The sequence below is a fragment of the Phyllobacterium sp. GQ127 genome (genome assembly GCF_059758635.1).
On record NZ_JCAXDZ010000003.1, the window covers coordinates 45,992 to 58,057 of the forward strand.

Genomic DNA, 12,066 nt, shown 5'->3' on the forward strand with positions numbered 1-12,066 from the left:
GTGGCATTGACGGAACGCGTCGCAAGCTCTACGAGAGCGCAACAAAGCTATATGCGTGCCGCTCGTGCCCCATTGACGCCGAGCTAAAAACACGCCCAAAACCAGCACTGAAAGTTCATTTATGACCATTTTCGATTCTATCGCTCCGGCGCTGTCCGGTGCTTTGAAAGCCCGTGGCTACGAGACCCTGACACCCGTTCAGACTGCAGTTCTCGCTCCTGAAGCCGAAGGAGCAGATCTTCTCGTCTCCGCCCAGACCGGCTCGGGCAAGACCGTTGCCTTCGGCATCGCCATCGCACCGACTCTTCTGGAAGATGGAGATCGCTTCACTTCTATCGGCGCGCCCTATGCACTGGTGATTGCGCCCACACGCGAATTGGCTTTGCAGGTTCGCCGCGAATTGGAATGGCTTTATGAGCCAACCGGGGCGCGCATCGCCTCTTGCGTTGGCGGTATGGACATGACCAAGGAGCGCCGCGCCCTTTCGCAAGGCGCGCATATCGTTGTTGGCACACCGGGCCGCCTACGTGACCATATCAGCCGTGGCTCGCTCGACATGAAAGAACTGCGCGCAGTGGTTCTGGATGAGGCCGATGAGATGCTCGATCTCGGTTTCCGCGAAGATCTCGAATTCATCCTTGGTGAAGCGCCGGAAGATCGCCGCACACTGATGTTCTCTGCAACAGTGCCGAAACCTATCGCGCTGCTGGCCAAGCAGTTCCAGAAAGACGCGCTGCGCATTTCCGCCACCAATGACCGCGAGCAGCATGCGGATATTGAATACCACATCATGCCGGTTGCACCGCGTGAGCGTGAAAACGCGATCATCAATTCGTTGCTGTTCTACGATGCACAGAACACGATCATTTTCGGTTCGACCCGTGAGGCCGTCAAACATTTGACCAGCCGCCTGTCAAATCGCGGTTTCTCTGTGGTTTCCCTGTCGGGTGAACTCAGCCAGGCTGAACGCACCAATGCCTTGCAGGCCATGCGTGATGGTCGTGCCCGTGTTTGTGTTGCCACCGACGTTGCCGCTCGCGGTATTGATCTGCCTAATCTTGATCTCGTCATCCATGCCGATCTGCCCAACAATTCAGAAACGCTTCTGCACCGCAGTGGCCGTACAGGTCGCGCGGGTCGTAAAGGCATCTGCGTTCTGATCGTGCCGGCCTCGCGTCGCCGCACTGCCGAGCGTCTTTTGCAAGGTGCAAAACTAACGACAACGATGGTGCCGCCACCGGATGCCGACGCAATCAACAAGCGCAACAATGACCGCATCCTCAATGATCCTTCTCTGTCTGAAGTCATAACCGAGGACGAGGGAGATTTCGTACGCGAATTGCTCGCCCTTCATTCCGCTGAACAGATTGCTGCTGCTTATTTACGCCAGCAAATGGCTGCTCGCCCTGCGCCGGAAGAGCTTTCCAACACGCCGTCCCATGTTCTTGAGCCTATCCGCAAGGGTAGCTTTGAAGACCGCCCGGGCCGCGGCGAACGGACATCGCGCTCGGATCGCTTTACCGATTTTGAAAGCGGCGCATGGTTCAGCGTCAGTGTTGGTCGCAAGCAACGCGCCGAACCACGTTGGCTTTTGCCGCTTATCTGCAAGGCCGGTGATATTACCAAGACCGATGTCGGCTCAATCAAAATTCTGGAAACGGAAACACGCTTTGAGATTACCGCCAGCAAGGCTGATGCTTTCCTTGCACGCATCAAGCAGTTCGGTACAGGCGAAAAGGGTGTAAATATCGCCCGCAGTGAAGGCCCCGGCGGCTCTGCTCCGCGCAGCGATTTCAAGCCGAAGAAGAATTTCGGTGAGAAGCGCGAATTCGACAACCGCAAGCCGCGCGGCAACGATGCCAATCCACGTACAGAGTGGGCAGCCAAACCTGCAAAGGCAAAGCCGGAAGGCTGGACAGCGGAAAAGCCGAAAAAGCTTCCAAAGGAACGCAAGCCCGGTGAATTGCAGGGTTTTGACAAATACAAAGCAAAAAAAGCTCGCAAAGCCGCCACAACTGGCGAGTAAGCAATTGCCTTCCTTATCTCCCTCTTTGCGAGGGAGATAAGGAATATGCAATGATTTTGCATGAGCTTGGTGCGTACTTCGACAAGCTCAGCATGAGGAAGTTAGTGGGTTGCAACATCTACCTGCGACGTCGTCTTGTAACATGTCAGAACTCGTTCCCTGCCAATCTCCATCTTCCTCATGCTGAGCTTGTCGAAGCACGCATAATGAATTTGCCAATCCAGCTGTCCTGATACTATTTTCTAAAGACCCAAAGCGGCATCCACAAATCGCAGAGCGTCATCGCTGGACCAGTCTGCCGGGCCGTTCATCGCTGCGATCTGGCAGCCTTCCTTATCGACCAGCATTGTAACCGGGAGCCCAAAGGCCAGACTTTTCCGCTTAAGCTCGTTGAACACGCCCATTGATGGATCACGGTAAAGATCGAGCGACTTGACGCCGATCTCGCCCAGGAATGCTTTGGGTTTCGTATCGTCACCGGTGTCAATATTGATCGTGACGACCTCAAATTTGTCGCTGCCCTTTTTTGTTTCCAGCGCATCAAGTGCGGGCATCTCCTCGCGGCATGGCGCGCACCAGGTCGCCCACAGATTGACCAGCAATGTCTTGCCCTTGAAATCGCTGATGCGCACCGGCTTGCCATCCGGTCCGGTGAAGGACAAGCTCGACATGGATTGCGGCTTGTCGGCACCGCGCATGGCGGCAATGGCACCAACAGCGGCAGCATCAATCGCTTTTGCGCCCTCTGCCTTCATCGGGCACTGATCAGCCGTATTAGTCACGGTGGCAATATTGCCAGATGGCCGTTCCATCACGTATACCGCAACCGCACCGGCGGCAATGCCGGCGAGCGCGGCAAGGGCGATGATCTTTTTGTTGCTATTGCGTGGCGTTTGTCGTGGGCCGTCTGTCATTTCCGTTCTTTCCGCTTCACACTCAAGGCGTTTTCCATGTCCGACAAGAAGAATAGCAATGAAATGTGGGGCGGTCGTTTCGCCTCAGGTCCTGCCGCGATCATGGAAGAAATCAATGCTTCCATCGGCTTTGACCAGAAGCTTTACGCCCAGGACATTCAAGGTTCCCTTGCTCATGCAGCCATGCTTGCGAAAACCGGCATAATTGCGAGCGACGATTACGACAAGATCACAAGCGGCCTGAACACGATATTGTCAGAGATCGAGAGCGGAAAGTTCACTTTCTCACGCAAACTTGAAGACATTCACATGAATGTTGAGTCGCGCCTTGCCGAACTGATCGGCGCATCGGCGGGCCGGCTGCACACTGCACGCTCACGCAATGACCAGGTCGCGGTCGACTTTCGCCTATGGGTAAAAGCTGAGTTTGAAAAGACTGCGGTTCTGCTCAAGAAATTGATCGAGGCCTTTCTGAAGCGCGCCGAAGAACATTCAGCAACCCTGATGCCAGGTTTCACCCATCTCCAAACAGCGCAGCCCATTACCTTTGGTCATCATTGCATGGCCTATGTCGAAATGTTTGGCCGCGATCTGAGCCGAGTCAAAGATGCAATTGAACGTATGAACGAATCGCCGCTCGGCGCCGCAGCCCTTGCCGGAACCGGCTTTCCGATTGACCGGCATATGACGGCAAAAGCGTTGGGTTTCCGCGAACCGACCCGCAATTCGCTCGATAGCGTGTCTGACCGCGATTATGCGCTGGAATTTCTGTCAACAGCTGCGATCACTGCGACCCATCTTTCCCGGTTGGCTGAAGAAATTGTCATTTGGTCTACTTCCCAGTTCGGCTTTGTTCGACTGTCCGACAGTTTTTCGACCGGCTCCTCCATCATGCCGCAGAAAAAGAACCCCGATGCTGCCGAGTTGGTTCGCGCCAAAACTGGCCGCATCACCGGATCGCTCGTCGCTCTGCTGACAGTCATGAAAGGCCTGCCTCTGACCTATTCCAAGGATATGCAGGAAGACAAGGAAGCCGTATTCGACGCTGCAGAAACGCTGGAACTGGCGCTTGCCGCCATGACTGGCATGGTTGGTGATATGACCGTCAACACCGCCGCAATGAAGAAGGCCGCGGGTTCGGGCTATTCAACGGCCACCGACCTGGCCGATTGGCTGGTGCGGGAACTTGGCCTGCCTTTCCGCGAGGCACACCATGTCACCGGCCGGGCAGTTGCCCTTGCCGAGCAGAAAAAGATCGACCTTGGTAAATTGTCGTTGGAAGATTTGCAGCAGATTCACCCGGGGATTACCGCTGCCATCTTTGGATTCCTGACTGTGGACAAATCCGTGCGCAGCCGCAAATCCTATGGCGGAACGGCTCCGGAACAGGTGCGCAAGCAGATCAAATTCTGGCAAAAGCGCATTGCGAAATTGTAAAACAACATTGACCGGCCATGGGGGTGCAAAGCGCGCCTTCTTAGGCTAGAGCCTTTCTTGCTCAAATAGAATCGTTCTGCCGGAGGGAATTTGTGGACAAGGTCGAGGGGTTTTGCGAGACCGATGTTTATCCATCGGGCGAAGCTGAAACCCGATGGATTTGGTCCAAATTCACCCGGCCCTTGGGTTTCCGGCTGGCGACCAATCACTTGTCAGGCGGCATCGGACGTGGATAAACATCGACCTCGCCACCTTCCGCGTGAATTATCTCGCCATCCGAGAAACAGAACTGCTTCTATTTGAACAAGAAAGGCTCTAGACATGGCAGACCCATTTCGGACGACAGGATCAACAATGACAAGCCGTTCCCTATTATCGACAATTCTTATGTCGATCGCGATCGTAAGCGCCATATCGGCCTGTGGCCGCAAAGGCGCACTGGAGCCACCGCCCGCTTCCGTAACATCAATGCCCGGCGAGCCGAAAACTGTGGCGCCGCCCGTCCAGGACAAGCGTTTTATTCTTGACCCATTGATCTAGAGCAAGCTGGATTTTCCGTGAATCATTTTGATTATAAAGACGGCGTTCTTCATGCCGAAGGCGTCAGTATTCCTGAAATCGCCAAGGCTGTCGGGACACCTTTCTACTGTTATTCGACAGCAACGATCAAGCGTCATTTCAAAGTGTTTTCGGCAGCTTTTGCCGACATGGATACGCTCGTCTGCTACGCGCTCAAGGCAAATTCCAATCAAGCAGTCCTGAAAACGCTTGCGCGACTTGGTTCTGGCGCCGATGTGGTTTCTGAAGGTGAATTGCGCCGCGCGCTCGCCGCTGGCATTCCAGCCGAGAAAATCGTTTTTTCCGGCGTCGGCAAGAAGCCCAGCGAAATGGATCTCGCATTGAGCGCCGGCATTCATTGTTTCAATGTCGAATCCGAGCCAGAGCTTGCCATTCTCTCCAGTCGTGCCGTTGCGGCGGGAAAGATCGCGCCAGTTTCGCTGCGCATCAATCCCGATGTCGATGCAAAGACCCATAAGAAGATTTCGACGGGGAAATCCGAGAACAAGTTCGGCATTCCCCTCGCCAAGGCAAGTTCAATCTATGCACAGGCAGCCAAGATGCCGGGGCTAAAGGTCGTTGGCGTGGACATGCATATTGGCAGCCAGATCACTGATCTTGAGCCTTTCGACGATGCATTCCGCCTGCTGGCGGAGTTGGTCGGGCAGCTGAAGGCCGATGGCCATGATATCAAGCATGTTGATCTTGGCGGTGGTCTCGGTATTCCGTACCACTTCGACAACAATCCGCCACCACTGCCCGATGCCTACGCGCGGATCGTTCAAAAGCATATCAAGCCGCTGGGATTGAAGACGATTTTCGAACCGGGCCGACTTATTGTTGGTAATGCTGGGATTCTTGTCAGCGAGGTAATCTTCGTCAAGGAAGGCGATGCGCGTAACTTTATCATTGTTGACGCGGCTATGAACGACCTCATCCGGCCCACGCTTTACGATGCGTTCCACATTATCCGCCCCGTCAAGGAACCTACGGCCAATCATCCCCGGATTCGCGGCGACGTTGTCGGTCCCGTTTGCGAAACAGGTGACTATCTGGGCTTGGATCGTGAACTGCCGCGTCCTGCCCCGGGTGATTTGATCGCAATTGGCACAGCGGGCGCCTATGGCGCGGTTCAGGCCGGCACCTATAATACGCGGCTGCTCGTGCCTGAGGTTCTGGTCAATGGCGATCAGTTCCATGTGGTGCGTCCACGCACAAGTTATGAAGAATTGATCGGCCTCGATTCCATTCCGGACTGGCTGTAATTTTCGCGCCTACACAGAAGTATGATTGCGTTTTGCCGGGTAAGGCCTCGCCTTTGCCATGATGAGTGGTATTGTTAGCTTTGTCTGGTAATGCCGATACCGGAAAGATGGAGCGAGAATGGCCGATCACAACCCGGAAGAACGGGAAGCGACCAGCATCAAATTCGATATTCTGAAAAATATCGATCGCCTCCGTTTGTCCGCATGGTTGATGATCGCGCTTGAGCGCCTTTGGCCGCTCTTGCTGCCCCTTTTGCTTGTTATTTCAGTCTTCCTCAGCGTGGCATGGTTCGGCCTGTTTCGCCTTATGCCGGATCTTGCAAGGCAAGCCTTGCTTGCCCTCTTTCTGCTGAGCATCCCTGTTTGCGTCTATCTGCTGCTGAAGTTCCGCTTACCTCGCCCGTCAGAGATCACGCAGCGGCTTGAAAACGTCAATGAACTGGCGCACCAGCCCATTACCGTGCAGACAGAAGAGCTTGCAGCCAACAGCACTGATCCCTTTGCGCAGGCATTGTGGAGCGAGCATCGCAAGCGCATGGCAACACGCATTGCCAATCTGCAAAGCGGATTGCCCCAGACGCGGATTGCTGAACGCGACCCTTGGGCTTTGCGCGGCGTTGCGGCGCTGCTGCTCGTCATTGCTTTTGCCTTTTCCGGTGGACCGCTGGGCGGCCGCATCAGCGATGCATTTCTCAGCCATGCCGCGAGCAATGCAATACCGCCTCGTATTGACGCCTGGGTTACCCCTCCGCGTTATACCGGTCGCGCTCCGCTATTTCTGACCACCGCAAGCAATTCGGCCGACACGCAGTTTTCAGTACCCCAAAACAGCACGCTTGTTGTCCGCATTATCGGTGGCAGTGGATCGGAAGCTCTCACACAGAAGCTGTCTAATGGAAAATCGGTAGAGATTGCAGCCAGGGAAACGCCTAAGATCGAAGACTCGGCAACTGGTAAAGCAACACCACGAAATTTTGAACTCACACTTGATCAAAACAGTTCTATTGATCTGGTGAATGGCCGCTCTGCCCTCTCCAGTTGGGGCTTCACAATCATTCCAGACCAGCCGCCCGCAATCCGTTTTACCAAGGAGCCTTCCAGCGCCGTCAATGGCACGATGGACGTCTTTTATGAGATCAAGGACGATTATGGCGCGATAGCTGCACAGGCAAAAATCGAACAGGCACTGCCTGCCGAAAAGGATGCACGACCGCTCTATTCCGCTCCGGAATTGCCGTTGGCATTGCCGCGTCGCGGTGAACAAGCCAAGGAGACTAAAACCACCAAGGATCTCACCCAGCACCCATGGTCTGGGTCTGAAATCCGCATGACTCTCATTGCGTCCGACGACGCAAAGCAGGAAGCCCGCAGCGAAGTCAAAACTTTCGTCATGCCCGAGCGACCATTCGCCAATCCGCTTGCTCGCGCGTTGATTGAACAACGCCGCAACCTGGCGCTGAATGCCAATGCCAAGCCCAATGTGCTGGAAATGCTGGACGCAATCACAATGTGGCCGGAAGAGACAATCAAAAACTCGTCCCACTATCTTGGGTTGCGCAGTGTTCGTTCCCGCCTTGACCTCGCAAAAAGCGATGAACAGTTGCGCGAGGTAGTAAGCTATATGTGGGACGTCGCCCGCGGCATTGAGGATGGTGCCTTGTCTGATGCGGAGCGGCGACTGCGGCAAGCGCAGGAAGCCTTGAAAAATGCCATCGAACAGGGTGCCAGCCAGGAGGAAATCGAAAAGCGCATGGCTGAGTTGCGCGATGCCATGAAGGAATTCCTGCGTGAATTTGCGCAGAAAGCTCAGAAAAACCCGAACATGGCGCAAAATCCAAATGCCAAACAGCTACGGCAGGAGGATATCGATAAAATGCTGAACCAGATTGAAGAGCTTGCCAAGCAGGGCTCGAAGGATCAGGCACAGCAATTATTGTCCGAGCTCGAAAACATGATGAACAACCTGCAGATGGGCCAGCAGCAACAGGCTCAACAAGGCCAGCAGGGACAGATGAAACAGCAGATGGACAAGCTTGGTGAGCTGATGCGCCGTCAACAGGACATGATGAACCAGACCCACCGGCTGGAACAGCAGCGCCAACAGGGCATGCAGCAGGACTTTGGCGAGGAGCAGCAAGGCGAACAGGGTGAGCAAGGACAAATGTCCGAAGAGGATATTGCCAAGGCCCTGCGCGATCTTCAGCAAGGCCAAGGCAAGCTCCAATCCGAACTCGGCCAGTTGATGAAAGATCTGGAAGGCATGGGTATCAAGCCCGGTGAAGGATTTGGCCAGGCAGGCAAATCAATGGGTGAAGCTGGCAAATCACTCGGTCAAGCCGATGGCGATCAGGCACTCGGCCAGCAAAGCGATGCGCTGGATGCGCTGCGTCGTGGTGGTCAGGACATGATGAAACAGATGCAGGAGGCCATGGGGCAAGAGGGACAAACCGGGCAAGGCGATCAACGGCAAACCGGGGGGCGCGATCCTCTCGGCCGCCCGCAGCGCGACGGCGGGCCCGATGATGGCACCAATACCAAAGTCCCCGGCGAGATCGACATTCAGCGCGCGCGTGAAATTCTCGACGCCATCCGCAAGCGGCTCGGTAATTCGCTCAGCCCGCAAATGGAAAAGGATTATTTGGAGCGCCTGCTCAAGTTCAATTGATCAGAAAAATGTTGGGCTTTAATCGCGAACCACACCGACATAAGGCAGTTGCCGGAATGAATGGCCGACATCCATGCCGTAACCGACAACGAAATAGTCCGGGCATTCGAATCCTTTGAAATCAGCCTCTATTTCGGTCTTGCGCTTGACGCTTTTGTCCAGCAGCACGGCAATATAGACATTGCGCGCACCGCGTTCGAGCATGAGCTGGCGCGTAAACTTCAATGTGCGTCCTGATTCAAGAATATCATCGATCAAAAGTACGTCACGGCCATGCACATCGCTGTCAATATCGCGCATAAGTCGCACTTCAGTGCTTTCCGTGCCCTTGCCATAACTGGAGACAGTGATGAACTCCACATCCGGTTCTGCACCGGCATCATGCATGGCGCGGATCAGATCGGCGGCAAAAATAAACGAGCCCTTGAGGATCGAGATAACAAGCAGGTTTTCAAAACCTCGCGCCACGATTGCTTTGGCAAGTTCTAGATTGCGCGCGGCAATTGTTTCGGCACTGAAAAGAACATCAATATTTTTAGTCCCGACTTTTGGCATGCAAGTTTCCTGTGGCGCGTTTTCAGACCGAATTTCTTCATATAGCTCCCGCACCTATAGCCTGATCATCAGCCAAAATGCAAAAACCGGCGCTGCCGTATAAAATTCATGTTTCCAGTCATGCTGGTTCATGTTTGTTGGGGTGGTCAAATCGGCTCCCGCAAAATAGAACACGTTGCAGATAAGATCGGAAAGCACACTTGATTCGTTTTGAGAATGTCGGATTGCGGTATGGGATGGGCCCGGAGGTCTTGCGTGATGTAAGCCTCCACATATCGCCGCGATCATTCCAGTTCCTCACCGGACCTTCCGGTGCAGGTAAAACGTCATTGCTGCGCCTGCTTTTCATGACACTCAAGCCGACACGCGGTTCCATCACCGTCTTCGGCAAGGACATAGCGACAATCTCATCCAGCGAAATGCCAATGCTACGCCGACGCATAGGCGTGGTCTTTCAGGATTTCCGGCTGCTCGATCATATGACCACCTATCAAAACGTCGCCTTGCCCTTGCGGGTGCGCGGCAAGGAAGAAGCGACCTATCGCGCAGAGGTCGAAGAGCTTTTGCATTGGGTAGGACTTGGCGAGCGCATGCATGTGCTGCCACCTGTGCTATCCGGCGGTGAAAAACAGCGTGCCGCTATCGCCCGCGCTTTGATAGATCAACCGGAAATTCTGCTTGCCGACGAGCCGACGGGCAATGTCGATCCGCCCCTGGCGCGGCGTCTCCTGCGCCTTTTCGGCGAGTTGAACCGCTCCGGAACAGCCGTTGTCATTGCCACCCACGATTTGACCCTGATGGACCAGATCAATGCGCGGCGTATGATCCTCGATCAGGGAAGGCTCGACGTTTATGATTGATGCCGCAGCCCTCAAGGATCGAGCCATCGAATTGGCGGACAGGCTTTGGGCCCGTATCCGCAAAAACAGCGGACAGGCACCGATCGTACCCGCAGGCAATGTGGTTGGCCATGCCTTGATGATCGTAATCGCCATCATGACCTTCCTCGCCTGCCTCACCGTCGGCTCAGTCAGCCTTGTTCAATCGACAGCCGCCACCTGGCAAAGTCAGATTTCCACCGAAGCGACTATTCAGATCAGACCGGTGGAAGGTCAGGACATGGAAGCAATGCTCGCTGAAGCGAGTAAAATTGCGCAAGGATTTGCTGGCGTGAAATCCACGCGGATCATCGACCGGGATGCGACAGCCCGCCTTCTCGAACCATGGCTTGGAACCGGACTCGATATTGATGAACTGCCTGTTCCCCGGCTGGTGGTCGTTACGCTAGACGAAGCCTCGCCGCCAGATTTCGCAGCGCTTCGCAGCATGCTCGTCGGGCAGATACCGGCAGCCAGTTTCGACGATCATCGCACATGGGTCGACCGGTTGGTTTCCATGGCTCGCTCGACTGTTCTCATCGGCACCGGCGTGCTTTCTCTTGTCGTTGCAGCAACCGTCCTCACCGTGATTTTCGCCACGCGCGGAGCAATGGCTGGCAACGGCCATATTATTGAAGTGCTGCATTTTATCGGCGCGGAACAAAAATTCGTCGCCCGCCAGTTCGAGCGCCATTTTTTCTGGACAGCACTCAAAGGTGCAGCTTTTGGCGGTGCGCTTGCCATGTTCATTTTTCTGATGATCGGATGGTGGTCATCGCGTAATCTGGCAACACCCGAAGCCGATCAGGCGACAGCGCTCTTCGGCAATTTCTCCATTGGATCCGGTGGATATACGGGTGTAGTTTTGATCATATTGGCGGTCAGCGTTCTGACCATGATTACAACACGAATGACAGTCATAGCGCATTTAAGACAAGTTGATGGACGCACGGGCGAAAATCACGACACCTGAAATATTCATTTTATTTTATAGACGCATCGCTTCCAGTTTATGAGCGGCAGAAGCACTCTCGAGCAAGGCATTTACGGCACAAGATGGACGGCCTTAACGACAGCAACAAGTCCCCCGATGCGGACGTAGCACGGACCCGTGGATTGTCTGCGACCATGGGCAGATATTTCGTGCGTTTTCTGTTCCTGCTTGCCATTCTTGCGATAGGTTTGTTCATCGGTGGGTTTATTGTCTTCAGCGATCGCGTCACCACGCTTGATATACCCGATATTACCGAGCCCGCTGACGGTATCGTCGTCCTGACAGGTGGCTATTCACGCATTGAGGGCGCTTTGGAATTGCTCAAGAACAAGCGCGGCGAACGTTTGTTCATCAGCGGCGTGCATCCCTCGACCAAGCGTAGCGAGTTGCAACGCGTCACTGGTGGCGATGCAACATTGTTCGAATGCTGTGTCGATATCGACCGGTCTGCCCTTGATACGGTCGGGAATGCGGTTGAAAGCATTAAATGGGCGAGCGCCAACCATTATAAGCGCGTGATTGTTGTCACCAACAACTACCACATTCCCCGCACCATGCTCGAACTCAGCCGCGCCTCGCAGGAAATCGAATTCATTGCCTATCCAATCACGAACACCAATCTCAAGGAGGGTGACTGGATAACGCGAGGACAGGTAGTACGGGTTCTGCTGATGGAATATATCAAATATCTGGGGGCCGTTGCCCGCGCCCAATTGCCTGACAGTTTTTCGAGTGTCACTGACAAATTGCTGCATCAGATCAGGGAATAACCAA

Annotated in this window: 10 protein-coding genes; 8 read left to right on the forward strand and 2 right to left on the reverse strand. The window is 54.5% G+C overall.

Translation table 11 applies throughout. The features are described from left to right. The first annotated feature begins 121 nt into the window (after positions 1-121). Complete coding sequence (locus AC6CHM_RS12170) at positions 122-2,026, forward strand: DEAD/DEAH box helicase (protein WP_307280343.1); 1,905 nt, start codon at positions 122-124, stop codon at positions 2,024-2,026. Positions 2,027-2,268: 242 nt separating this feature from the next. Here AC6CHM_RS12170 and tlpA read toward each other — a convergent pair whose 3' ends face one another. Next, positions 2,269-2,940, reverse strand: coding sequence for a thiol:disulfide interchange protein TlpA (gene tlpA / locus AC6CHM_RS12175; protein ID WP_498173333.1), 672 nt, complete (start codon positions 2,938-2,940; stop codon positions 2,269-2,271). Between the two features lie 36 nt (positions 2,941-2,976). Between tlpA and argH the strand changes: the two genes are divergently transcribed. From argH to AC6CHM_RS12195, 4 genes are all read left to right on the forward strand, one after another. Then, complete coding sequence (argH, locus tag AC6CHM_RS12180) at positions 2,977-4,377, forward strand: argininosuccinate lyase (protein WP_498173335.1); 1,401 nt, start codon at positions 2,977-2,979, stop codon at positions 4,375-4,377. 354 nt (positions 4,378-4,731) lie between these two features. Next, positions 4,732-4,917, forward strand: a complete 186-nt coding sequence (gene lptM / locus AC6CHM_RS12185) for an LPS translocon maturation chaperone LptM (protein WP_115055579.1) — start codon at positions 4,732-4,734, stop codon at positions 4,915-4,917. A gap of 17 nt (positions 4,918-4,934) precedes the next feature. Then, on the forward strand, positions 4,935-6,200 hold the full coding sequence (gene lysA, locus AC6CHM_RS12190) for a diaminopimelate decarboxylase (RefSeq protein ID WP_498173337.1): 1,266 nt from the start codon (positions 4,935-4,937) through the stop codon (positions 6,198-6,200). 118 nt (positions 6,201-6,318) lie between these two features. Then, positions 6,319-8,865: a TIGR02302 family protein gene (locus AC6CHM_RS12195; protein ID WP_498173339.1), complete on the forward strand. Its 2,547-nt coding sequence runs from the start codon at positions 6,319-6,321 to the stop codon at positions 8,863-8,865. An 18-nt stretch (positions 8,866-8,883) separates the two neighbouring features. Here AC6CHM_RS12195 and hpt read toward each other — a convergent pair whose 3' ends face one another. Continuing rightward, complete coding sequence (hpt, locus tag AC6CHM_RS12200; RefSeq protein WP_115055499.1) at positions 8,884-9,420, reverse strand: hypoxanthine phosphoribosyltransferase; 537 nt, start codon at positions 9,418-9,420, stop codon at positions 8,884-8,886. 200 nt (positions 9,421-9,620) lie between these two features. On the opposite strand from hpt, the gene ftsE reads away from it, so the two are divergent. The 3 genes from ftsE (at position 9,621) to AC6CHM_RS12215 (ending at position 12,062) form a co-directional block, all read left to right on the forward strand. Next, positions 9,621-10,280, forward strand: coding sequence for a cell division ATP-binding protein FtsE (gene ftsE / locus AC6CHM_RS12205; RefSeq protein ID WP_460897291.1), 660 nt, complete (start codon positions 9,621-9,623; stop codon positions 10,278-10,280). Continuing rightward, complete coding sequence (locus tag AC6CHM_RS12210) at positions 10,273-11,271, forward strand: cell division protein FtsX (RefSeq protein WP_498173342.1); 999 nt, start codon at positions 10,273-10,275, stop codon at positions 11,269-11,271. The genes ftsE and AC6CHM_RS12210 overlap by 8 nt, the downstream gene beginning before the upstream one ends. Positions 11,272-11,426: 155 nt before the next feature. Then, positions 11,427-12,062, forward strand: a complete 636-nt coding sequence (locus AC6CHM_RS12215) for a YdcF family protein (protein WP_115055581.1) — start codon at positions 11,427-11,429, stop codon at positions 12,060-12,062. The last annotated feature ends 4 nt before the right edge of the window (positions 12,063-12,066 follow it).